Here is a 23,443-nt window from a genome sequence, read left to right as displayed (position 1 = left end):
GCCGGGGGCAGCCAGCGCATACCCAGGCTTCGAAAGCCTGCACAGTCAATGCACTGCGCCCCTGACGAGGTTCATAGTCGCTGCCCATCCGGTAGCACCGCCTGCACCACACTGGCTGGCTGTTGCAACAAGCCTCGGGGCAAGCGGAAGCCTTTGAAAGGTTGCTGGGTAATGGGATTGAAGGCTTTTTCAGCGTTAAGCCGATAGCGCATCACGCCATCTCCGGTCCTGAAGCTCAGGTCCACGCTGGTCGCCGTCCGGCCATTGAGCGCACCGCGGCTGAGCAAGCGGAACATCGACCACGGGCCACGGTACTCCAGGCTGCTGCTGTTGCCATTTTGCCTTAGCAAGGTGAGATTGCTGCGGACCTGCTGCCCCAAGGTATTGGGCCAGACAATACCCGTGATATGGCTTGGCCCATGGGTGTAGGCAATCAACTGGCCATCCAGGTCCAGCAGGCTGGTACGCTGGTTTGCACTGAGCCCCAAGGGCTCGATGCTGAACTGCACACTTAGCTTGCCACGCTGATCGAAGAAGGTTTCGCGGATGCGCTCCGCCAGCTCGAGCTGCTCGATCACGTCGGCACGAATCAGGGATTGCCCGTGCTGAGCGGACTGCAAGGCCTCAAGGTTGTCCTTCAGGAAAACCTTGAGATACCGATCATTAAACTGCTGCAGGCGCCCTTTCGGCCCGAAGAACGCCTCGAAGTCATCCAAAGAAGCATCGGGTGCCTTCACCACAAAGGGGTAGCGGCCTGCCAGGCGTTGCTGGAAAAAACTGTACACGTCAGCATCCCAACGTCGCTCCAGTTCGCGCAGTGCTTCAACGTTCAGCACCTGGGCAGTCTGGTCGGCGAGCTTTCTGACCTGGTGGCTGATAGGCTCCGGTAAACCTGTGGCAATACGTTGGAGGGTGCCTATCGGGTCCTGCCCTGTCATCGCAAAGCGCTGATGCACGGCCTGCAAAGCAGCCTTGCCGCGGTCCGGGCTGTCCTGTACGGCCTTGGCGTAGTCCAGCACGGCCGCAACAGCGCCAAGGGTTTCATCGTAGTAGCTCGGCTTTTCTCCTGTCGCCTGCAGCATGGCGCCAAGGCCTGCAAACGCCCGCTGGATGGCCAACGCTTGCTGTTGCTCGGGTTTTCCGGTTGCTACGCGCAGCGTACTCAGCTCACCCGATGCTTCAACAGCTGCTGGAGGCGCAAGCGAGGTGTTATCCCTGACCGTATCCAGCAGCCGTTGCAATGGTGCTGCGGGGCCGGTCAACTGCTCCAGGATCGCGACACCATGGTCCAGATCACGGAAGTCAGCCACCGTAAAAGCGGTCAGGGCGCGCCGCCAGCTGTCAATGTAATCGGCGCTGTAGAGGTTATACAGCCGCTCGGTCAGCGCATCGCGGTCGACGTCCGAATAGTCGAGTTGACTGCGCTCCCCCAATGCCCATTGATCAACCATCGCCATTTCAGCGAAGCGTTGGCTGTGCGGCTCGAAGTATTCCCTGAAGCCTTTGGCGGTGAGCATGGCGGCCAGCCGTACATCCTCATCCCCTTGCCTGGCCCCGGAAGACGGCTGGTACACCACATCGAACGCAGGCCCTACCTGGTGGCGCAGGTCCAGCCCGGCGTGCAACTGCTGGTACGATTGTTGTTTCAGCCCTGCATAGACCCGCTGTGGCAACGGCAATTTGCGCAGCGCCTGCTGCACTTCGCTGACCCGCTGGCGGTACTGCGGCAAATCGGTATCGGCATAGGCCAAGGCGTATTTCAGGTGCTGCATGAGGTCACGCTGCAACTGCCCCTGGCCAGGAAAGGCCCGTTGCCACTGACGGGCCATCCAGTCCTCGACCCATTCGGGCCGGCGGCTGTTGCGGTCCTCGATCATCCGGTAAACCCTGAGCGCGGCCATTTGTTGCTCGCTGCCAGGTGGTGCTGCGTTCATGGCATCGATCACACCACTGGCCAAGGCCGGCAAGAAACGTTTAGACAACAAGCTGAGGTACGCCTCATCAACCAAGGGACCAATGTTGCGCCCTTGATACAAGCCAAAATCGGCAACCACCGGCCAGGCCGCACTATAGTCGCCAAACACCGCGACCGCATCGCGAATCTGGTCCAGTGGCGCCAGCAGGTTGCGCCCGGTCGGATCAAGACGCATATCGACTTCGTGACCGCTGTACTCCTGGCTTTTGGCGAGCACACTGGCAGCCTTGGCGCCATTGATGTCGGCGTAACGCTGCCAGCTGGCAACGGCGATACTGAACGCCAGGATGCCTACACCAGAGCCCACCCACAGCAAGTGGCGCTTGCTGCGCGCAACCCGAACATTGTCACCCGCCAGCCCGGCTTCCTGATAGATAACCCGCCTGAATGCTTGCTGGATGAAATAGACCAACGCCTTCCCCTGTGCCTTACCTTCACGCAGGGGCAGCTTCGTCGTGTAGGGCTGAGCCGCTTCTCGGACAAAGGCATTGCGCATGTCGCCTTGCTGTACCACTGACGACCAGTACACACCACGTACCAAGGGTGGCGTGGTGAACCGGTCACTCGCCAAGGTTTCGCGCAGGAATGCCTGCAGTATGGGGCGCAACCCGATCAACTGTGCATGCAGTGAGAACAGGCGCCCGCACGGCGCTGTCTTGCCCAGTACATCCAGCCGGTCGATGACCTGCTCCTGCAATTGGGTGAGAAGCCGCCCGTAGTGCTCGTCATACTCATCCAGCCAGGCGTCGAACGCGTCAACCGCATCCAGCTTGAAGGTGAACCCCAACAGGCTTTTACGCTTGGCGGCCGGAAGCTGGCTGTAGAACTGGTCGAAGCCGTCCAGCAGATCGAATTTGGTCAGTACCACGTACAGCGGCAGGCGCGCCCCCAACTGACTGCTCACTTCGTACAGGCGTGTGCGCAACCCATGGGCCAGCGCGACGCGCTGCTCGGGCCTGCCATGCAGCAACGCCGGCAGGTCGACCACCAGCAACACTCCATTGAGCGCCCGCTGGCTTCGCTTACGCTGCAGCCAGCCCAACAGGTGCTCCCATAACCGGGCCTGGATGCCGGGCGGCGCGGAGGCTTCGGAGGGGGCGTTGGCCGCCGAGCCCACCGGTGGTTTTTGACTGATGAAAACACCGGGCGGGTCGATGATCACGGCATCGTCGCTGACCCACCAGCCTACCGGGTAGGCCATTGCTTGAGTCTGTCGGCCCCGTGCCTGGGCCTGGTCGATACGCGTCAGGGTAAAGCGCTGATCGGTGCGGTCGATGAAGCTGCTTTTACCGGACTGTTCGTCGCCCAACACCAGGTACCAGGGCAGCCGGTACAACGCGCGTCGCCCACCGGCATTGTCGAGGTACCGCTCAAGCCCCTGGCTCAAGGCCCGCTCTTGCGCCTGCACGAATGGTAGCGCGACATCCTGTTCGGCGGCCAGTGCCTGGCGGCGCTCCGCTTGCAGGCGGCGAAAGCGCGTGCGCAGCACCCCAAGCCAGCACAGAAGCGGCACCAGCACCAGCACCAGGCTTGCCACGCTGCGATGAGCCACACTTGCCAGCGGCTGCTGCTCACGCCACGTCCATTGCGGGCCAAGCCACCAGATGGCGACCAGCATCAGCAAGGCGCCAAGCCCGAGCAGCAGCGGCAGCGCCAGGCCAATGCGCGTTACCCACGGCCAGCCCCAACGTTTGAGTTGCGTCCATATTTGATTCATCGAGGCTCCTGATCCTTGTCTTGAACTGCCAACACTGGGGATGCCGCGTACTGCTGAAGCCGCTCAAACACCTCGGGCTCCCACGCACTGGCGGTGGTTTGCTGCATGGTTCGGGCAACGTTGGCGCACAGGTCCTGGGCCAGCCAGGACACACCCCGCGCGGCCAGCAGATCAGCTGCAATCACGGTGGTGTGGCAGCGCTCACGGGGAGCACGAACGCCGGCTTGCAGCCCTTGCAGCCGAAGGAGCAGCGGCTCTATGCCACCGGTTTCCAGCTGGCTGACAAGCTCCTCGCGCAGGCCGCTGAACTCCTGGGGGGTTGCACCTTGGCCAGACGGCCCTTGGGTGCCCTTGAGCCAGGCCAGGCACTGGTCGTCGACAAATACCATGCCGTCGCTGAAGCACAGCTGCTGCAGCGAGGGCATGCGCTGTACAAACCGGGCGGTGGCACAACGGATGGCTTCGGCCACCTCGCACATCGCCAGCTGTGTGGCGACGGTCGCAGCCAGAAAGCTGCCACGAATCCAGAAGGGGCAAGCCGTCAGGCTCTTTTCAATACGCTGCAGCAAGGCGGGGTCAACCGCCTTGCCGAGGTCCAGGGCGATGACGTGCGCCTGCAACCGGGGCTCAGTTTCACCCTGACCGACCACCCGCGCGAAGACCTGAATGTGCATTGGCGGGTCAGCACGGTCCACCACGAAGGCAGCCAGCCCACCAGCCTGCAGGAAGAAGCTGCCGGGGCCGACCAGGGCACACGTTACGAGCAAAAGGCGGTACTGGTGCCAAGCAGAACCGAGTGGCGCCCAGCTCCGTTGCCCAAACCACGCGTTGACGGGCCGCACATGGCCACCGTCGTCGGCCCGCCTGGCGAGGAAATCTACTGCGATGAATGGGGCCGGGTAAAAGTCAGTTTCCCCTGGGACCGCGAAAGCCAGAACAACGAGTTCAGTTCGTGCTGGCTGCGGGTGTCTCAAGGCTGGGCGGGTGGAAGCTGGGGCTCGATGGCCATCCCCCGGATCGGCCAGGACGTGATCATCCATTACGTCAACGGCGACCCCGATCAGCCGATGATCACCGGCCGTACTTACTGCGGCAACCAGCTGCCACCGTACGACCTTCCCCGTCACAAGACCCGCATGACCATCAAGAGCCAGACCCACAAGGGCGATGGCTTCAACGAGCTGCGCTTCGAGGACGAACTGGGCCAGGAGGAAGTGTTCATTCATGCCCAGAGGGACCAGAACAATGTGGTCAAGCATGATGAGACTACGCAGGTCGGCAATGACCGCAAAGAGCAGGTCGATAACGACGAATCGATCCTGATCGGCCACGACCGTACGGAAACGGTTGGCAATGACGAGCGCATCACCATTGGGCAGGATGCCGCGCTCGACATCGGTAGAAACCACACGATCAGGATCGCCAAGGACCGTGTCGAAAACATCGGCAATCACCGTCACGATCAGATCGCCGCCAATCACCACACCCGTATCGGTGGCAACTTCGAGCAACGGGTCGAAGGGCATGCCGAGCTGGAAGCCCGTGGGGATATCCGCAGACGTACTCGCCGTTATGAACTTCGAGCATCGGAAGCCGTGGTCATCCAAGGCCCTGGTGGCTCCATTCGAATCGACGAAACAGGCATCACACTGGACAGCCCGACGATTCGCATCACCGGCCAGATGCTCAAGTCGGCAAATGGAACGACAAGCCCCTTTTCCCTCAGCAGTGCACCGAACACTGGCAAGCCGCTGGAGCGCCTGTGTGGGCGCCGCCCTGATGGCTCCTGTCCCCTACCCGATTGCCGCTGTATCCGAGGGCAAGTCCAATGACCACCTTGTCATCACCTCCTCCGCGCAGCGAAGACTTCGCTCACAACTGCCGCTTTCTGCTGCTCATGACCAGTGCAATCGAGAACTGGGCCTATCGGCCCATCCCGCAGGAAGGTGAACTGGTTCCTGCTTATGCCCCATCGGTACTCGACCTTATAAACGCTGTCAGCCGAAATACTCAAAAGGCATGGTTATGGAAGAACAGCGCCCTGGATGACCGTCATGAGTTTGGGCCTTTGCTGGTGGACGTTGCAGACGCTCACGAGCTGCTTGCCCATGCAATCACGACCTGGATGCCTATCGGTGGAGCCATCGCGCTGGATGCCGAGGTTGGCCTGGCAGCGCTGGCAGACCACTTCACCAGCCTGGTGCAGGTCGTGCTCCCTGACCACAGCGTTGCCACTCACCATGTCACACCGGACCATCTTGCAGCCTGGCTGAATGCGCTGGACGACGACCATCGCAAGGCCTGGCTTGGCCCGGTGTCTCGGTTGGCATGGCGAGTCAACTGGGGGCCGGCTCATGAATGGAAAACACACGAAAACAAGCCGATTGCTGCCCGCTCAAAATCAGAACTGCCTTTGACCCTCCAGCAGCTTGAACTTGATCGGCTGCAAGCAGGCATGCACGAGCACTTTGTCCTCTCATTGGCACATGAGGTCTTGGCCATGCCGCCCCATGCCAACCATACCTTGGCGGACAGGCATGGCCTTTGGCAATGGGATCATCAAGTTCTTGGGTAGCAATCTGTTTGCGCGTTTAGCCGGATACCCGGCAATTGCATTTAGCCTATTTTCTGACCTATCTAAGGGATTGCGCCAATTCGATAACGGCAATTCTACGGCTGGCAGATACACAATTGCTGGTGGATTAACCATGGCCATTGGCTCTGCTGTCACTCTTGAAGCAGGACTTGCCATTGCGGGCGCTACAACGCTGGTACCCTTTGCCGGATGGGCCGCCGCTGCCCTTGTCCTCGTAGGCGTAGCCATCATAGCAGGAGGCCTCTACCTACACGCCAAGGCACATGAACGCCTTCACAGCCCAATAGAACTGTGGGCAGCACGTAGCATATTCGGCAATCGCATCAATGATGGAGAGTCGCACGCCGACATCAACTTGGACTTTCACAAAAAACTGCCTGCTTTCACCTCGCTGCAAACAGAAATTAAGGCTTGGCACAATGAACATTATGGACCCAAGCTACTATTCGCCGAGCAGGCCTTATCACTCGGCATAACTAACGTCGACACCCGATGGCATCAGAATAACCACTGGTCGCCGCCAGATTGGACAGCGATCACACATAACAAAGTAATCACTTCCCAACCAACCGCTGAATTCACAGTACTGCTGCCTGGCTTTGTGCTTGGGGTAAGCGAATGGTCAGGAAGCTTGAGCACCCTCCGTGACGACAAAGGAATAAACGTATTCCCAATTGCCCCGACCGGCCACATCGTAGGTGCTGGCCTGGTTCTGCATTTCGAGAACACGCTAGCCAACCAAAATCCTGTCTTACTGCATCTAACTTACCGCGCCAATCAAGGGTTGGACGAAGACACTGAGACGCTGTCACTTTTCCGTCTGGATCACTAATTATGGCAACCATCTGGATATTCAATTCAACGTCATACTCAGGGCACGCACCTGCAATTGGAGGACAATTAGCAAAACTATCCGAGAATACCTTGTGCCTGAGAAACCCATGGGTAACAGATTCCGTATTTATGGGAAAACTGTACTGCGCAATGACGATCACACTATTGATAAGCACTTACCCTTATCTATCCCCCAGCATCTCGAGACTCTACAACGAAGACATTTTATTGATGTTTTTATTTCTAATAACCCCCTTCGTGTTCACTCCCTTCCTAGTTTATCGAATTCTCTTTATAAAGGGCCTATCAACCATTTGCCTCAACCGATCAACCCAAAAGATCTACTACCGACGTTTGAGCAAGGTATTTGTGTTTGAATGGAGTAACACCGGAGGTGGCATCTTCAAACGCACCGAATACGGCGGCTCATCGTTCAGCACCAGCTATGCCCTCGCCTTCGCCCCCCGCCGCGAAGACGGCAGCCTGCACCAAAAAGACTGCCTCTGGGTCGACAGTAACGAACCCACCGAACCCGGCGTCAAGCATGTCGCCGAGGTATGGGAATACCTCCGCCACTTCATGGATCACGGCCCGGACAAACTCCCTCCGCCCGGTGAACCCAACTGGTGGCACAAGCCACTGCACGCCATCTGCCTGACCCCGGCAGAAGCCTGGCGCCACTATGCACCTTGGCGAACCGGCGAGCCCGGTGAAATGCAGGGTAAAAAGAACTGGCAATTGCCGTTCTGGGCCGTGCTGTTTCCCTACAACCTCTCCGTCGCCCTCTGCTGGTACGGCATCTGCCGCCTGTTCAACGTCCGAGCAGCGCCACCGCCTCCCGAAGCATTTGAGGAAGCCCCCATTCAACCCGGCAAAAGGAAGCGCAAATGAAACCCATCGTACTGGTAGGCCATCGTCATAGCTGCCCGCTCCATGGCGAAGGCACCGTGGAAACCGGCGCAAATGCAACATTCGTGGATGGCAAGGCCGTCGCTCGTGTGGGCGATCGCATCAGTTGTGGCGCCGTTATCGAAACCGGCGCTGCCTGCACGATCATCGAGGGCCACCCCGCAGCAAGGGAGGGTGACACTACCAGTCATGGAGGGACCTTGATCGAGGGGGACCAGGGTTGGCTCATTGATTGAAATCCACTACCGGCCACCGAGCCGGATGCTGAAGCCTGTCAGTCAACAGGTTTGGGCCGTCCAGCGGCCCAAAAGGCGAGCAAAGCCACCTTTCCGGGTGACCCGTTCTCGCATCCAGGGCGCCAGCCCGCAAACTGCGCCATGTCTGCGTCAATCCAGCACTGGCCGAAGCAACGCCTGCGCCTCATACAGGGTCGGTAAATACCGCAACCGTATCTCATCAATACTCAACCGCGATGCATGAGTAGTGATGGTCAGCGTGGCTTTCAACTGGCCGGCCCGCCCCAGCAATGGCACCCCCAGCACCCGCATACCGATTTCATATTCCTGATCAACGATACAGAACCCCTGCCCCTTCACGCGCTGTAGCTCAGCGTCCAGCTGCGCCCGGTCTGTCAGTGTGTAAGGCGTCAACGCCCGCAGCGGGTGACGGGCAAAGTATTCGTCCCGCTCCCCCTCATCCAGCCAGGCCAGCCAGATTCGCCCGCTGGCCGTGCAATACATCGGTACCCGCGAGCCCGGCCTGATCGACAAAGACGCCACATGGCTATACCGGCTACGCACCAGATGGATGATCTCATCGCCATCGCGGGTACCCACCGATACGTGCTCCTGGGTCTGCCGCGCCACCTGTTCAACAATCGGCCGCAGCATGCGCGGCAGTTGCGCTGAGTCCACATAAGCCTGGCCGATACGCAAGGCCTTGGGGGTCAGCCAGTACTCACGGCTGTCAGTTTCGGCAAAGCCCTCATGCACCAAGGTCAGCAGAAACCGCCGCACCGCACTGGACGTAAGGCCAGACAACCTGGCCGCCTGCGGCACACTCAGGCGCGGCTGCTCGGCGCTGAACAGTTGCATCAGCGCCAGGCCTTTCTGCAAGCCCGCGATCAGGTCACGGGGATGGATGGCGGGTGTGTTCATGCATTCGACTCGCTACCAGAGGAACAAAAACAGCCGATTACTGCGATAACCGGATCATGACTGCGATTATCGCATTAAGTGGCCGCTTGGCGCATTGTTGCCCACGCCCCTCTGCCTCACCCTTGGCGCCATAACAACGCCAATAAGGAGGTCAGCATGATTCGAGGTTCCACTGAACTGGTCGCCATCGTCGGTTCGCCCATCGCCCAGGTGAAGTCCCCGCAAAACTTCAACACCTGGTTCAACCACAACAACTGCAACCTCGCCATGCTGCCCATCGACCTGCACGAGGCGGCGCTGGACAGCTTTGCGGATACCCTGCGTGGCTGGCAGAACCTGCGCGGTTGCGTGGTCACCGTGCCTTACAAGCAGGCGCTGGCCAACCGCGTGGACGGCCTGAGCGAGCGCGCGGCTGCCCTGGGCTCGATCAATGTGATACGTCGCGAGCGCGACGGACGCCTGCTGGGCGACAATGTGGACGGCGCCGGCTTCCTCGGCGCTGCGCACAAGCATGGCTTCGAGCCGGCGGGCAAACGGGCACTGGTGATCGGTTGCGGCGGTGTTGGCAGTGCCATTGCCTATGCACTGGCTGAGGCAGGGATCGCCAGCATAACCCTCTGCGACCCCAGCACCGCACGCATGGGTGCGGTATGCGAACTGCTCGGCAACGGCTTCCCCGGGCTTACGGTCAGCACACAGTTCAGTGGGCTGGAAGACTTCGACCTGGTGGCCAACGCGTCCCCAGTCGGCATGGGCACCCGCGCAGAGCTGCCGTTGTCCGCCGCCCTGCTGGCTACCCTGCAGCCAGACACCCTGGTCGCCGACGTGGTCACCTCACCCGAGATCACCCCGCTGCTGAACCGCGCGCGGCAAGTAGGTTGCAGGATCCAGACTGGCCCGGAAATGGCCTTCGCCCAACTGGGCCACCTTGGCGCCTTCATGGGCGTCACACCGTTGGAGATCTGAAGCCATGACGACTCTGGAGCACACACACAACAGCTTCGACCTGGTTGTGCTGGGCAGCGGTGCCGGTGGTTTTGCCGCTGCCGCCACCGCGGCCCGCCGTGGGCTGAAGGTGCTGGTGGTGGAAAAAGCCGAACGCTTTGGCGGCACCTCGGCGATTTCTGGCGGCGCGGTGTGGCTGTACGGCACCGACCAAGCCCGTGACGCCGGCGCCAAGGATTCCCCCGAGGCAATGCGCACCTACCTCAAGCAGGTCATCGGCGACGGCTACGACCCCGCCTTGGGCGACGCCTTCATCGAGCATGGCCACCAGGCGCTGCGCTGGCTGGAGCAGAACACCGAACTGCGTTATGCCCTGCGCCCACTCTCGCCCGACTATTACCCGGATGCACCCGGTGCCACTCAGTTCGGCCGGGCGCTAGAAATGGTCGAGTACGACGGCAAGCGCCTGGGCACACGCTTCAAGGACCTGCAGATGCCACCGCCCGGCATGCTGCTGTTCGGCGGCATGATGGTCAACCGGGTGGATATCCAGCATTTCCTCAGCATTCGCCGCTCACCCAGGTCGCTGTGGCATTGCCTGAAGTTGATGGCGCGTTACGCGCGCGACCGCCTGCAGCACCCACGCGGCACCCGGCTTACCACCGGCAACGCATTGATCGCCCGCCTGGCCACCAGCGCCTTCGCCCACGGCACGCAGTTGTGGTTGCGCAGCGAAGCCGTGGAGCTGATCGCCGAGCGCGGCGTGATCACGGGCGTGGTCGTACAGCGCGAGGGCCGACGTGAGCGGGTAATGGCCCGTGGTGGCGTGGTGTGCGCCATGGGCGGATTCGCAGCAGGCGCAATGGCCGCCGACTACCGCCCGGCTCAAAAGGCGCCGCACCTGACCCTGTCACCACCGGCCAACGACGGAGCCGCCCTGCGCCTTGCCCAGGCCGTGGCAGCAGCCGAGGGCGAGGGCCTGGCGGCCAACTTCTTCTGGGCACCGGTTTCCGAACTACGTCATGCCGATGGTGAACGTGAGCGCTTCCCGCACCTGGTCACAGACCGCGCCAAGCCGGGCGTGATTGCGGTAGACCAAACCGGGCGGCGCTTCGTCAACGAGTCCGACTCCTACCACCACTTCGTGCACACCATGTTCGCCAAAGGCATTGCCAGCTGCTGGCTGGTCTGCGATGCCGAGGCAATGAACCGCTACGGGCTTGGCCTGGCGCGGCCCAAGCCCGTCAACAACCAGGCGTTGATCGACGCAGGCTACCTGTACCGGGCCACCACATCGCAGGCACTGGCCCTGGCCATCGGCGTCGATCCACAGGTGTTTGCGCAAACACTTTCACAGTTCAACAGCGATGCCGGCAATGGCATCGACCACGCCTTTGGCAAAGGCGGCAACAGTTACAACTGCTACATGGGCGACCCACAACATACGCCCAACCCATGCTTGGCACCCCTTACCAAGGGGCCGTTCTACGCCATCCGCATTCACACCGGCGACCTCGGTTCAGCCCGTGGCCTGGTGACCAACGCCGATGCCAACGTGCTGAACCGCAACGGCTTGCCGATTCCCGGGCTGTATGCGGTCGGCAACGACATGAACTCACTGATGAAGGGCACCTACCCCGGCCCCGGCATCACCCTGGGCCCTGCCCTCACCTTCGGCTGGCTTGCTGCCAACCACGTCACCGCGCGCCTGCAGGCGCCGGCTACCCCTACGGAGAACCCGGCATGTACTACGAACTGAGAACCTACACCCTCGACCCATTGAAAATGGCCGACTGGCTGGCCCTGTACCAAAGCCACGCACTCGAGGTGCAGAGCGAACACCTGGGCAACCTGGTGGGCTTTTTCACCAGCGAGTTCGGCGACGTCAACCAAGTGGTGCACATCTGGGGCTATGCCAGCCTCGACGACCGCATGGCACGCCGCGCAGCCATGGCGGCAGACTCGCGCTGGGCGGAATTCTCGCGACGCAACCGCGAGCTGGGCGCGGTACTGCGCCTGCAATCGCGGCTGCTGCGCCCGACCGGTTTCTCGCCGCTGCAGTAAGCCACACGCCACTTCTTCCAACATCCGAGCGGACCCCTTCCATGCCCCCCCTTGAATGTGACGTACTCGTCATCGGCTCCGGCGCCTCTGGCCTGGCTGCCGCCGTAACCGCCGCGCATCATGGCCTGACAGTGGTCGTCGCGGAAAAAGCCAGCCAGCTGGGCGGCACCAGCGCCTGGTCGGGGGGGTGGTTGTGGATACCGCGCAACCCGCTGGCCATCGCCGAAGGCATCGTCGAAGCCGACGATGCCCCGGAGCGCTATCTGCGTGCGCAAACCCACACCCGCGAGCTGGACCCGCGTCAACGCGCCTTCCTGCGCCATGGTCCGGAAATGGTGGCGTTCTTCGAGCAGCACACAGCCGTGCAGTTCCAGTGCGGTAGCCGTATGCCCGACATGCGTGAAGGCGATGGCAGTGCACGCGGCGGTCGCTCGCTGTGTGCATTACCTTACGACGGGCGACGGCTAGGGCCTTGGTTGCACAAGTTACGCCCACCGCTGGACATCGTCAGCCTGGCCGGCATGGGCATTGCCGGGGGCGCCGACATGGCTGCCTTCTTCAACGCCACACGCTCGCCCAAGGCAGCGCTGCATGTTGGCAAGCGCCTGTTGCGCCATGGCCGAGACTTGCTGCTGCACCGTCGCGGCTTGCATCTGGTCAATGGCAACGCGCTGGTGGCGCGCCTGCTGCGCAGCGCCCTTGATCGTGGCGTGACATTGCTGACCGAGAAAGCGGCCAGCCGTCTGTTGTTGTGCGAAGAACGGGTCAACGGCGCGCTGTTTGCCGATGGCCAAGCGATCTACGCACGGCGTGGTGTGGTGCTGGCCTGCGGTGGCTTCCCACATGATCGCCAGCGTATCTCGCAACTGATGCCGCACGCGCCGGACGGTGACCAGCATTACTCCGCTGCGCCCAGGGAGAATAGCGGTGATGGTTTGCGCCTGGGCGAACAGGCGGGTGGGCGGGTGTCTGCGGCAGGCGCCCACGGGGGCGCCTGGGCGCCGGTATCGCAGGTACCGCGCCGCAATGGCCATTTCGGCCATTTCCCACACCTGATCGACCGTGCCAAGCCCGGTTTCATCGCCGTGCGCCGCGATGGTCGGCGCTTCGTCAACGAAGCCGATTGCTACCACGACTTCATGAACGCGCTGTTCGCCGCCACGCCGCAGGCTGAGCAGCCGGAGGCCTGGCTGATCTGCGACCATGCTGCGCAACGGCGCTATGGCATCGGTTGGGCCAAGCCCTTTCCCTTCCCTACCCGCTTCTATCAGCGCAGTGGCTATTTGCACAGCGGCGCTACCCTGGCGCAACTGGCACAGCGCTGCGGGATCGACGCCGAGCAGTTGCAGCGCACGGTGGAGGGCTTCAACCATCACGCGGCACAAGGTGAAGACCCTACCTTTCTGCGTGGCGCGTCGGCCTACAACCGGGCCCAAGGCGACCCGCAGCAGGCACCTAACCCGTCGCTTCGGCCGTTGCTGAAGGGGCCGTTCCATGCGGTGAAACTGCTGCCAGGCAGCCTTGGCACCTTCGCCGGCCTGGACACAGACGCCTCGGCCCGCGTACTGGACCACGCAGGGCAGCCGATACCCGGGTTGTTTGCAGTGGGTAACGACATGCACAGCGTGATGGGTGGGTACTACCCGAGCGGCGGCATTACCCTCGGGCCAGGGATGACCTTCGGGTATCTGGCCGGTAGAGCGTTGAGCGCGGGCTGTGCAGATCATTGACGTCGGTGTTGCGCCCATCAGGCAACCAAGGCCAAAGCCTTCTACCCTTCAGTGACGTGAATACCTGCCGCGCCCGCCGGCCAACGCAACCGTTCGATAACCGAACAGTAGCCCGTCTCTTGAATTGACGCTGCCGTCTTCACTGCTCACCATGCACCGGCCTTGCGTGCCCCCCTGCCTGGGAAACGGTCACGCACCCGTAGCACCGCAGCTGAATACAATTTCAAGAAACGAGCAGTCTATGAACCACTCCAAGATCCCCCCCGCCGCGCCCCGGATGTCCCAGGGCTCGATCGGCGACAAGCTCCGCGGCGCCTTCGGCGTCGGCAAGACCCGTTGGGGCATGCTCGCCCTGGTGTTCTTCGCCACCACCCTGAACTACATCGACCGCGCCGCCCTTGGCATCATGCAGCCCGTGCTGGCCAAGGAAATGAGCTGGACGGCGATGGACTACGCCAACATCAATTTCTGGTTCCAGGTCGGCTATGCCATCGGCTTTCTGCTGCAAGGCCGGCTGATCGACAAGGTCGGAGTCAAACGGGCCTTCTTCTTCGCTGTACTGCTGTGGAGCCTGGCCACGGGTGCCCACGGCCTGGCCACCTCGGCTGCAGGTTTCATGGTCTGCCGCTTCATCCTCGGCCTGACCGAGGCCGCCAACTACCCGGCCTGCGTCAAGACCGTGCGCCTGTGGTTCCCGGCGGGTGAGCGGGCGATTGCAACGGGGTTGTTCAACGCCGGTACCAATGTTGGCGCCATGGTCACCCCCGCGCTGTTGCCGCTGATCCTGGCTGTATGGGGCTGGCAGGCTGCGTTCATCGCCATGGGCAGCCTGGGCCTGGTGTGGGTCGTGTTTTGGGTGCTGAAATACTACAACCCGGAAGACCACCCCCGCGTGCGTCAGAGCGAGGTGCAGTACATCCAGCAGGATGACGAGCCCGAGCCGACCCGCGTGCCGTTCAGCCGCATCCTGCGCCTGCGTGGCACCTGGGCTTTTGCAGTGGCCTATGCGATTACCGCGCCGGTGTTCTGGTTCTACCTGTACTGGCTGCCGCCGTTCCTGAACCAGCAATACAGCCTGGGCATCAACGTGACCCAGATGGGCATCCCGTTGATCATCATCTGGCTGACGGCAGACTTCGGCAGTATCGGGGGAGGCATTCTGTCGTCGTGGCTGATCGGCCGTGGCGTGCGTGCCACGACAGCGCGCTTGGTGTCCATGCTGATCTTTGCCTGCACCATGCTCAGCGTCATCTTTGCTGCCAACGCCAGTGGACTGTGGGTCGCGGTGGCGGCCATCTCGATCGCGGTAGGCGCGCACCAGGCGTGGACGGCGAATATCTGGAGCCTGGTGATGGACTACACACCCAAGCATCTGGTGAGCACCGTATTCGGCTTCGGCAGCATGTGTGCGGCAATTGGCGGGATGTTCATGACGCAGATTGTCGGCAGCGTGCTGACCGCTACCAACAACAACTATGCCGTGCTGTTTACCATGATCCCGGCCATGTACTTCCTGGCGCTGGTGTGGATGTATTTCATGGCACCGCGCAAGGTCGAGAGCGCCTGAGAGCGCTAGCCACTTACCTCTACGGGGCCCTTGCGGGCCCTTTTTTTGGCTTGGAGTTTCTTGAGAAGCGGACAACGACAATGCAGCGTTCGGTGTGGGTTCACTCGCGAACGTGGCGTAACCGGTGCCATGCGCCACGTTCGCTCGATCAGACCGCGGCCAATACCGCCTGGGCTTTCTCCAGCGCCATGCGCGCGCGCTGTTCGCCACTGACGCCTTGCTCCAGCAATTGCCGCGTGGGGATTTCCAGGCTCAGCGGCACGCTCGGCGGCAAGGCGCGTAACAGGCCAACCAGATCGGCATCGCCATCACCCGGGAAGCGTCGCTCGTTACGCGCCTGGCGCAGGATCTCGTCCATGTCGGCCGGTACCGGGCCAGCAACGTCACACAGTTGGGCATAGCGCATGCGCTTCGGCTTCAGTTGCGCCAGGTCGTCCAGCGAAGAGCCGGAGCGGTTGAAGTGGAAGGCATCCACCAGTACGCAGCCATTGGCGCGGTCGGCGTTGGCCACCACCCGCATGGCCTGGCGCAGGTCACGTACGTCGGTCCAGGGCATGAACTCCAGGTGAGGGTGAATGCTGTAGCGCGCCGCCAGCTCGCACAATGCGGCAAAGCGTTCGGTCAGGCGCGCTTCGTCGGGGTCGTTGCCCGCTACCAGCAATTCAGTGCCACCCAGCTCGGCGCCCACCGCCAGGATCGCTTCGAAATCGGCCACACAGGTTGCCGGTTCAAGACGCAGGATCTCCAGGTCGAGCACCTTGATGCCCGTGTCGCGCAGGCGCGCCTGGGTTTGCCGACGCAGTTCGGCATCGGCAACCAACGGGAAATGCCGCTCCTGTTCGGTGGCTGGCACCAGCCGTAGGCCGACATGGCTGTAACCCGCTCGGGCGGCGACCTCGACCATGTCCGGTGGAGACAGCTCGAGCACCGTCAGGGCCGCGAGGGAAAAAATTCGATCAGTCATTTATCATCACCAGCAATAGTAAGGTTGTATCAGCCAATGTGCGCGGGCGCGCAAGCCCGACCGCTTTGGGCTGCCTGTCGTATCGCTTCGATCAGCGCCAGTGTGCGCCCCCCGTCGGCAGCGTCGATCAGCGGCGCCTGTTCACCCCGGGCAACACGCACAAAATGCTGCAATTGCAGGGTCAATGCCTCGCCGGCAGGGATGCTTTCCGAACTTTGCAACAGGGGCGTATGCCAGCCCGAGCCTGCCTCGGCGTAATGCCAGCGCTTGAGCTGGGGAATGCTCAGTGCACCTTGGGTACCGGCCAGCAGATAGCACGGCTGGCCATCCTGGCGCGGGTACACGGGGCTTTCGCCAGCGTCCAGCTCCCAGCTCCACGGTGCAGCCACCGCGTCAGACCCGGTCAGGCTGCCCAGGGCACCGTTGGCAAACTGCAGCAGCACCGCGGCGCTGTCTTCGTTGGCAAAACCGCGTACATCGTTGCGGGTGAAGGCCTGCACCTGCACCACCTCGCCGCACAGGTAACGCAACAGGTCAAGGTCGTGGATCAGGTTGGTCAGCAAGAAACCGGCCCCTGGCTCGCGGCGCCAGGGCGTTTCGAAATAGCTGTCGGGCTTTTGCAGTTGCCACAGCGCGGTGACATTGATCAGACGGCCCAGTTTGCCTTCGTTGATCACCTGGTGCGCCTTGGCGATCAGCGGATTGTGTCGGCGATGGTGCCCTACAAGCACCGGTACACCTCGGCGGCGTGAGGCTTCCACCAGTGCACGCACTTCATCCAGGTTCACGCCCACCGGTTTTTCCACCAGCACTGGCACCCCGGCCTCGACACAATCCAGGGCGGTGGCGACATGCAGGGTGTTGGGGTTGGCGACGATCACTGCCTCGGGGCGCACCTGCTCCAGCATTTGCCGGTGGTCGGCAAAGCATGGCACACCGCACTCGGCAGCGAAGGCCTCGGCCTGCGGGCCGGGGTCGGCTACCGCACACAGTTGGGCTTGCGGCACATTGCGCAAGTGCTGGTAATGCTGCCGGCCCATGATGCCGGCGCCAATCAAGGCAATACGAAGGGGTGCGTTCAACAGCCTGTCCTCTTGTCATTGTTGTTATGAAATTCTGAAACCGGGTTCCAAAATTCATACTCGACAATTTAGAACCAAGTTCAGCTTTTCAGAAGAACGGGCGCAACAGACTGTGCGGTAATCGACCGGAATATTCCCTCAGGCAAACAGCTCGCTGGCGGGACTGGCCGCCGACAGCTCTTCTGCCGCCGACAACAATAGCGGTGCCAGCGCTGCGAGGCGGCTCTGTGCCAGCCGCGCGCTGGGCCCGGCGATGCTCAGCACGCCAATCACCTCGACACTTTGCGGGCGGCGCACCACTGCGGCCAGGGCTGAGGTGCCGATGGCGGAGGTTTCCTCGACCCAGGCATAACCACGCTCGCGGGCGCGGTGCAGGTAGGCGAGCAGCTCGTCGGTGGAACGTGGCGCGTTCGGGCCGAACTGGTCGGGGTCGGCAATACCTTGGCGCAACACCATCTGCAGCGCCTGCTCATCGTCCAGGCTGGCCAGCCAGGCGTGCCCGGAGGCGGTATAGAACAGCGGCGCGTCGCGCCCCATATCCGGGTCGTAGCGCAGCCCGGAGCGGGCCCCCTGAGACTTGGCGATCCAGGTTTGCCGGGCACCGTCGATTACCCCAAGGCGCACCAGTTCACCGCTGTCCTGGGCCAGGCGGTCAAGAATCGGCTGGATGATGTCGGCACCGCTGCTGGCCAGGTAACGAAAGCTCAGCGCTACCAACTTGGCCGACAGCTGATAGCGGCTGTTTTCCCGGTTCTGGCGCACGTAGCCCAGCCGCACCAGCTCCGTGAGCATGCGGTGGGCAGCGCTTTTGGGAATGTCCAGGCGCTCGGCCAGGGTTTGTAACGGCAGCCCTTGGGGTTCACCGGTAAGGCTTTCTACAAGACTGAAGGCGCGTTCGATCTGACTACCAGCCATGTCACAGGTCCCTGATTTTTTTGCGAATTCTAGAAGATGATTCCACATCGTCGCTAGCCAGCGCAGCTCGGGCCACCCCGAATGTCCGATGATCGCCCAGTTCTTGCCTGACATGACCAACCTGACCTTGCAGGACCACCCGCTGCTGATAAGAATGTGGAACATTGTTCTAATAAAAGCACAGGAAACCCGCAATGCCTTCCGCTCCTCTCGAAACCGAATGCGATGTACTGGTCATAGGTTCTGGCGCCGCCGGGCTGGCGGCGGCCGTCACGGCTGCCTGGCATGGGCAGAAGGTGATCGTGGCGGAGAAAGAACCGGTGTTTGGCGGTGCCACCGCCTGGTCCGGCGGCTGGGCCTGGGTGCCACGCAACCCGCTGGCGCGCAGGGCCGGCATCGAGGAAGACATCGAACAGCCGCGGACTTATCTGCGCCATGAGCTGGGGACAAACTACAATGCCGAGCGCGTCGATGCCTTCCTTGAGGCGTGCCCGCATATGGTGGCGTTTTTCGAGAAGTACACGGCGTTGCAGTTTGCCGACGGCAACGGCATCCCGGACATGCATGGCGATACGCCAGGCGCAGCCCTTGGCGGCCACCAGGTGATCGCCGCGCCCTACGATGCCCGCGAGGTTGGCGCCCTGCTGCCACGCTTGCGCAAGACCATGCGCGAAACCTCGTTCATGGGCATGCCGATCATGGCCGGTGCCGACCTTGCCGCCTTCCTCAACATGACCCGCTCGCCCAAAGCCCTGCTGCACGTGTGCAAGCGCTTTGGCCGCCACCTGTACCACCTGGCCCGCCATGGTCGGGCCATGCACCTGGTCAACGGTGTGGCACTGGTGGCGCGCCTGGCCAAATCGGCACAGGACCTGGGTGTGCACCTGCAAGCGTCGGCGCCGGCCAAACGCCTGCTGATCGAGGGTGGCCAGGTGCGCGGGGCGTGGGTCGCGACGCCACAGGGCGAGCAGCTGATCCGCGCCAAGGCCGTGGTGCTGGCGGCAGGCGGTTTCCCCAATGACAACGCCCGGCGCCAGCAACTGTTCCCGCGCGATGCCAGCGGCCACGACAACCTGGCGCTGCCGCCCAAGGGGTGTTCTGGCGATGGCCTGCGGCTGGGCGAGTCCGCCGGCGGCGTGGTTGCCACCGACCTGAAGTCGCCAGTGGCCTGGGCACCGGTTTCACAGGTGCCGTATCGCGACGGCAGCGTCGGCCACTTCCCGCACATTATCGAGCGCGGCAAACCGGGCGTTATCGGCGTGCTGGCCAACGGCAAGCGTTTCGTCAACGAAGCGCATGGCTATTACGACTATGTGTCGGCCATGGTCGCTGCAGTGCCGCAGGGCCAGGAGGTGTGCTCGTGGCTGGTTTGCGATCATCGCTTCTTGCGCTGCTATGGCCTGGGGCATGCCCGCCCGGCACCGCTGCCGGTAGGGCCGCATGTGCGCAACGGCTACCTGAAACGCGGCGCTACGCTCGAGCAGCTCGCCCAGGCCTGCGGCATTGACCCGTCCGGGCTGCGCGCCACGGTCACTGACTTCAATACCCATGCCCGTAACGGCCAGGACCCGGCGTTTGGCCGCGGTTCCACGCCGTTCAACCGCAAGCAGGGTGACCCACAGCACAAGGGCCCTAACCCTTGCGTGGCGCCCATCGAGCACGGGCCGTTCTATGCGGTGAAAGTAAAGCCCGGCTGTTTTGGCACCTTTGCCGGGTTGCGCACCGACGGCAATGCCCGTGTACTGGATGAGGCGGGGCAACCGATTGCAGGCCTGTATGCAGTAGGTACCGACATGGCCAGCGTGTTTGGTGGCTGGTACCCGTCGGGCGGCATCAACCTGGGGCCGGCGCTGACCTTTGGCTATGTCGCCGGGCGGCACATTGCCGGGGTGCAGGGGTATGAGTGAGCTGACCCCCAATACCCGGGTGGTCGGCGCTCTGCAGGAGGACGCCGGGAAAGGCCGTGGCGCTTGAATCGAGCGCCACGCGGTCTGATTTTTCAGTGCTGTCACCCCTCAGTTCACAGGTCTCGCTGCGCTGCGCTCCTGAATTTGCGCCAGCCAGTAGGTCACATCCACCTCGTCGATCTGCTCGGTGCGCAGGAAGCGCTCGGCATATTGGCGGTATACCCCGCTGCTGAGGAACAGCTGTAGCAGTTGCCCGTCGACGTGCCCCTCGCGGGCCATGGCCACCAGGATCTTCACCGATTCGGACAGCGTCTTCGGGGGTTTGTATGGCCGGTCTGCTGCCGTCAGTGCTTCGAAGATGTCGGCAATCGCCATCACTCGCTCGGCAATGCCCAGGTCCTGCCCGTCCAGACGGCGCGGATAGCCGCTGCCGTTCATCTTTTCGTGGTGGTTGCCGGCGATGTCGGGTACCCGCTTGAGCTGACGCGGGAGCGGCAGTGCACTGAGCATGATGATGGTCTGCACGATGTGTTCGTTGATCTTGAAGCGTTCTTCGTCAGTCAGCGTGCCACGGCGGATCGACAGGTTGTACAGCTCGCCGTAGTTGCTGGCGTGGCCTGGCAGATGCATGTCGAACCCCCAGATGTTACGCGGGTCGTCCTTCACCACCGGCGGCGTGCGGGTGCCCCAGGGCACGCAGTGCTCGGGGCGGTCGGCCAGCAATGGCTCCTCTGTCGGTAGTTCAGGCTGCGGCACGCCGACAAAGCGTTCCGCCTCGTCACGGGAGATGCCCAGGCGGTTATCGAAATGGCGCAGCCAGCGTCGCTTGCCGATCACCTGCAAGCGCTGGATATCGGTGTCCTGCATGAACTCGCCGCCGATGTTGGCCTGGGCGACGAAAGCGAAGTCGTCCTGCAGCTCGGCCTGGCTTCGCTGCAGTGCGGCTTTCAGTACCTGCTGGTCGACGCCGCTGGCCAGGCCTTGCCAATAAGCCAGCTCCGCATCGCGCCACAGCACTTCGAAACGCATGCGTACTTCGTGGATGCGGTTGTACAGGGTCTCCAGCTTGGTCGCCTTGTCCACCACGTACTCGGGGCTGGTGACCTTGCCACAATCGTGCAGCCACGCTGCCACACGGAACTCGTACCGCTCTGCCTCGGTCATGCTGAAGCTGGCGAACGGACCGCTGTCGGCTGCCACTGCCTGATCCAGCAGCATCTGCGCCAGCTGAGGCACCCGCTCGCAGTGGCCACCGGTATAGGGGCTCTTGGCATCGATGGCGTCTGCCAGCAGCTTGATCATGGCGTCCAGCAGGCGTTGCTGGGCTTCGACCAACTGGCGGGTTTCGATGGCCACTGCAGCCACACCGGACAGCTCCTCGACAAAGCGCCGAAATGCCTCGCCCACCCGCTCCTGCGCCTGCTCTTCGCCCATTTGCAGGACCAGGATGCCCAACAGTGCCTGGCTACGGTCATTCAGCACCACGGCCAGACTGCGTTCGTGCAGGCCGAGGGCCTGGGTCACTGTTGCAGCCAAGTGCTGCCGGGCGCTTTCATCCACTGCCAGCTCGCTTGGGTAGTGTTCACCGCGGCACGAGGCGGCCAGGCGCAGCAAAGCCTGTTCAGCGTCGTACAGGTAAACCCCGCCGGCGTCGCCCCCGGCAGCTTCTACCAGATGGCTCAGCACGCCATCGAGCATGCGCTCCAGGTCTCGCTCGCGGCTGAGCGCAAGGGTAATCGCCTGAAAGTGGCGAATAGTACCGGACATGCGGCTCAGCACGCGGCTCAACTCGCGCACCTCGGAAACCCGCGAGTGCACGCCCACTTCACGGCTGAAATCAAAACTGGCCAAACCTTGAACCTGCTCGCGCAACAGCCGCAGCGGGCGGCCAATGCGCCGGCCGAGCACACCGCCGAGCACCAGCAACACGGCCATCAGTGCCACGGTCCAGAGCAACTGCTCGAACAAGACTTTGCGTGCCCCCACCATCAGCTCGTGGCCTGGTACGGCAATCAGCACGTGCAAGTCGTGCCCGGCCAGGGTGGTCAGCTGCACACGAATGCCATACCAGGTCTGGCCGTCCACCTGATAAGGCTGAGGCTGGTTGCCCTTCGGCAGGTCAGCGTATAGCCGCGCCAGGCTGGGAGCGCCCAGCTCGGCGACACGCGACAGGCGCACGCCTTGCCCTTCGTGCACGATTGCCCGCTGCGGGTCCGGATAGGCGACAACGTTGCCCTGGTCATCGACCACCACGATCTCGGTACCCGGGGTCATGCGCAGGTCCTGAGTCTCGCTGGCCAGGTCGTTGACCGAGACATCCAGGCCGATCACGGCGCCACCGTCGACGCTACGTTGGGCCATGGTCAAGCCGACCTCGCGGGTGGTGAAGAACACATAGGGGCGCGTCAGCACAGTAGAGGGTTGTACCGTGGCTTCAGCGAACCAGGGGCGCAGGCGTGGATCGTAGCGATAGTCAGGTTTGGCCTGGGCCTGCAACAAGTTCAGCGCCCGATCATAAAAGCGCCACTCGCCCTGCACCTTGGCGCCGTCGCCATGGCTGACGCTCTGCACCAGAAAAGCCGTGCCCGGTGGAGCGGCGAAACGCTGCATCAGCTGTGGGTCACGCAGGCGACGCACCAACAGGAACTCGCCGCTGGGGTAACCCAGATAGGCGGCGCTGAGCATGCGGTTGGCGTCCAGCATTTCCACCAGCTGTGGCAGCCGATCCAGGCGCTGTGCCTGGGTGTGCACCGTCGTGTTGTGAGCCAGCAGGCGAATGCTGCTTTGCGCCGGCTCGATCAGGCGCCTGGCCCGCTCGTCGATCGTCTTGGCAACCTGCTGGGCGGCATCGCCAGCGGCGGCCACGAGGGTTTGGCGAATTCCGCGGTAACCCTGCCAGGCCAGGGCGGCGCCGAGCAGCAGCATGCCCAGCACGACGGCCAGCGCCACCAGCCATTGCAGCGAGATGCCACGCCCGGCTTTACCGGCAACACGGCCATTCGACACGCAGCCCATTCCAGGTACTCCATGTGTGGCAGTTTGAAGGAGCAGCCAGAACGATCATGCAGGCCAGGGCCATTC

Annotated in this window: 14 protein-coding genes and 4 pseudogenes; 11 read left to right on the top strand and 7 right to left on the bottom strand. The window is 62.6% G+C overall.

From position 1 onward, the window contains the following. Positions 1-71: 71 nt before the first annotated feature. Complete coding sequence (tssM, locus tag ACF8FB_RS21860) at positions 72-3,692, bottom strand: type VI secretion system membrane subunit TssM (RefSeq protein WP_392511956.1); 3,621 nt, start codon at positions 3,690-3,692, stop codon at positions 72-74. Then, positions 3,689-4,363 (bottom strand): annotated as a pseudogene (locus tag ACF8FB_RS21855) (type VI secretion system domain-containing protein); the annotation flags it as partial. The pseudogene ACF8FB_RS21855 and the gene tssM, both read right to left, overlap by 4 nt. Between ACF8FB_RS21855 and ACF8FB_RS21850 the strand changes: the two are divergent. The 5 genes and pseudogenes from ACF8FB_RS21850 to ACF8FB_RS21830 all read left to right on the top strand — a co-directional run. Continuing rightward, positions 4,274-5,524, top strand: a pseudogene (locus ACF8FB_RS21850) (type VI secretion system Vgr family protein); the annotation flags it as partial. The pseudogenes ACF8FB_RS21855 and ACF8FB_RS21850 sit on opposite strands and share 90 nt — an antisense overlap. Continuing rightward, positions 5,521-6,225 (top strand): annotated as a pseudogene (locus ACF8FB_RS21845) (DUF4123 domain-containing protein); the annotation flags it as partial. The pseudogenes ACF8FB_RS21850 and ACF8FB_RS21845, both read left to right, overlap by 4 nt. Before the next feature lies 1 nt (position 6,226). Then, positions 6,227-7,120, top strand: a pseudogene (locus ACF8FB_RS21840) (hypothetical protein); the annotation flags it as partial. Positions 7,121-7,122: 2 nt separating this feature from the next. Then, complete coding sequence (locus ACF8FB_RS21835; RefSeq protein WP_392509349.1) at positions 7,123-8,013, top strand: DUF6708 domain-containing protein; 891 nt, start codon at positions 7,123-7,125, stop codon at positions 8,011-8,013. Further along, positions 8,010-8,267, top strand: a complete 258-nt coding sequence (locus ACF8FB_RS21830; protein WP_003250871.1) for a PAAR domain-containing protein — start codon at positions 8,010-8,012, stop codon at positions 8,265-8,267. The genes ACF8FB_RS21835 and ACF8FB_RS21830 overlap by 4 nt, the downstream gene beginning before the upstream one ends. Before the next feature lie 150 nt (positions 8,268-8,417). Here ACF8FB_RS21830 and ACF8FB_RS21825 read toward each other — a convergent pair whose 3' ends face one another. Next, the gene (locus ACF8FB_RS21825) at positions 8,418-9,188 is read right to left on the bottom strand and encodes an IclR family transcriptional regulator (RefSeq protein ID WP_064491504.1); all 771 of its coding nucleotides are present in this window, start codon (positions 9,186-9,188) and stop codon (positions 8,418-8,420) included. 156 nt (positions 9,189-9,344) lie between these two features. On the opposite strand from ACF8FB_RS21825, the gene ACF8FB_RS21820 reads away from it, so the two are divergent. The 5 genes from ACF8FB_RS21820 to ACF8FB_RS21800 all read left to right on the top strand — a co-directional run bounded on the left by ACF8FB_RS21820 (position 9,345) and on the right by ACF8FB_RS21800 (position 15,494). Next, positions 9,345-10,154 carry a shikimate dehydrogenase gene (locus ACF8FB_RS21820; protein ID WP_010953529.1) on the top strand — a complete coding sequence of 270 codons (810 nt, stop codon included), beginning with the start codon at positions 9,345-9,347 and terminating at the stop codon, positions 10,152-10,154. Between the two features lie 4 nt (positions 10,155-10,158). Continuing rightward, a complete protein-coding gene (locus tag ACF8FB_RS21815) occupies positions 10,159-11,892 on the top strand; it encodes an FAD-dependent oxidoreductase (protein WP_392509348.1) in 1,734 nt (577 codons plus the stop codon). Next, entirely contained in the window at positions 11,877-12,197 is a 321-nt protein-coding gene (locus ACF8FB_RS21810; RefSeq protein ID WP_003250862.1) for an NIPSNAP family protein, read from the top strand. The genes ACF8FB_RS21815 and ACF8FB_RS21810 overlap by 16 nt, the downstream gene beginning before the upstream one ends. A 41-nt stretch (positions 12,198-12,238) precedes the next feature. Further along, positions 12,239-13,927 (top strand): FAD-dependent oxidoreductase, encoded by a 1,689-nt coding sequence (locus tag ACF8FB_RS21805; protein ID WP_350297686.1) that lies wholly within the window; start codon positions 12,239-12,241, stop codon positions 13,925-13,927. A 241-nt stretch (positions 13,928-14,168) separates the two neighbouring features. After that, positions 14,169-15,494, top strand: a complete 1,326-nt coding sequence (locus tag ACF8FB_RS21800) for an MFS transporter (protein WP_012052802.1) — start codon at positions 14,169-14,171, stop codon at positions 15,492-15,494. A gap of 148 nt (positions 15,495-15,642) precedes the next feature. Here the strand turns inward: ACF8FB_RS21800 and ACF8FB_RS21795 are convergent, their stop codons facing one another. The 3 genes from ACF8FB_RS21795 to ACF8FB_RS21785 all read right to left on the bottom strand — a co-directional run bounded on the left by ACF8FB_RS21795 (position 15,643) and on the right by ACF8FB_RS21785 (position 18,455). Further along, positions 15,643-16,458 carry a sugar phosphate isomerase/epimerase family protein gene (locus ACF8FB_RS21795; RefSeq protein WP_392509347.1) on the bottom strand — a complete coding sequence of 272 codons (816 nt, stop codon included), beginning with the start codon at positions 16,456-16,458 and terminating at the stop codon, positions 15,643-15,645. 29 nt (positions 16,459-16,487) lie between these two features. After that, positions 16,488-17,540 (bottom strand): Gfo/Idh/MocA family protein, encoded by a 1,053-nt coding sequence (locus tag ACF8FB_RS21790; RefSeq protein WP_010953524.1) that lies wholly within the window; start codon positions 17,538-17,540, stop codon positions 16,488-16,490. 138 nt (positions 17,541-17,678) lie between these two features. Next, complete coding sequence (locus tag ACF8FB_RS21785; protein ID WP_392509346.1) at positions 17,679-18,455, bottom strand: IclR family transcriptional regulator; 777 nt, start codon at positions 18,453-18,455, stop codon at positions 17,679-17,681. A gap of 194 nt (positions 18,456-18,649) precedes the next feature. On the opposite strand from ACF8FB_RS21785, the gene ACF8FB_RS21780 reads away from it, so the two are divergent. Further along, complete coding sequence (locus tag ACF8FB_RS21780) at positions 18,650-20,362, top strand: FAD-dependent oxidoreductase (protein ID WP_392511951.1); 1,713 nt, start codon at positions 18,650-18,652, stop codon at positions 20,360-20,362. 108 nt (positions 20,363-20,470) lie between these two features. Here ACF8FB_RS21780 and ACF8FB_RS21775 read toward each other — a convergent pair whose 3' ends face one another. Then, positions 20,471-23,377, bottom strand: a complete 2,907-nt coding sequence (locus ACF8FB_RS21775) for an HD domain-containing phosphohydrolase (RefSeq protein ID WP_392511949.1) — start codon at positions 23,375-23,377, stop codon at positions 20,471-20,473. Between the last annotated feature and the right edge of the window lie 66 nt (positions 23,378-23,443).

The sequence above is a fragment of the Pseudomonas sp. yb_2 genome, assembly GCF_043103905.1.
Classification (GTDB): domain Bacteria; phylum Pseudomonadota; class Gammaproteobacteria; order Pseudomonadales; family Pseudomonadaceae; genus Aquipseudomonas; species Aquipseudomonas alloputida.
The sequence above is the reverse complement of the archived record's forward strand: the minus strand, read 5'-3'. Positions and strand labels throughout refer to the sequence as shown.

Bases quoted from the DNA above. Each gene is read 5' to 3' on its own strand.
- ACF8FB_RS21805 (WP_350297686.1), top strand. From the start codon at position 12,239: ATGCCCCCCCTTGAATGTGACGTACTCGTCATCGGCTCCGGCGCCTCT.
- ACF8FB_RS21800 (WP_012052802.1), top strand. From the start codon at position 14,169: ATGAACCACTCCAAGATCCCCCCCGCCGCGCCCCGGATGTCCCAGGGC.
- ACF8FB_RS21820 (WP_010953529.1), top strand. From the start codon at position 9,345: ATGATTCGAGGTTCCACTGAACTGGTCGCCATCGTCGGTTCGCCCATC.
- ACF8FB_RS21830 (WP_003250871.1), top strand. From the start codon at position 8,010: ATGAAACCCATCGTACTGGTAGGCCATCGTCATAGCTGCCCGCTCCAT.
- ACF8FB_RS21795 (WP_392509347.1), bottom strand. From the start codon at position 16,458: ATGACTGATCGAATTTTTTCCCTCGCGGCCCTGACGGTGCTCGAGCTG.
- ACF8FB_RS21815 (WP_392509348.1), top strand. From the start codon at position 10,159: ATGACGACTCTGGAGCACACACACAACAGCTTCGACCTGGTTGTGCTG.
- tssM (WP_392511956.1), bottom strand. From the start codon at position 3,692: ATGAATCAAATATGGACGCAACTCAAACGTTGGGGCTGGCCGTGGGTA.
- ACF8FB_RS21775 (WP_392511949.1), bottom strand. From the start codon at position 23,377: ATGGGCTGCGTGTCGAATGGCCGTGTTGCCGGTAAAGCCGGGCGTGGC.
- ACF8FB_RS21785 (WP_392509346.1), bottom strand. From the start codon at position 18,455: ATGGCTGGTAGTCAGATCGAACGCGCCTTCAGTCTTGTAGAAAGCCTT.
- ACF8FB_RS21810 (WP_003250862.1), top strand. From the start codon at position 11,877: ATGTACTACGAACTGAGAACCTACACCCTCGACCCATTGAAAATGGCC.
- ACF8FB_RS21780 (WP_392511951.1), top strand. From the start codon at position 18,650: ATGCCTTCCGCTCCTCTCGAAACCGAATGCGATGTACTGGTCATAGGT.
- ACF8FB_RS21835 (WP_392509349.1), top strand. From the start codon at position 7,123: ATGGCAACCATCTGGATATTCAATTCAACGTCATACTCAGGGCACGCA.
- ACF8FB_RS21825 (WP_064491504.1), bottom strand. From the start codon at position 9,188: ATGAACACACCCGCCATCCATCCCCGTGACCTGATCGCGGGCTTGCAG.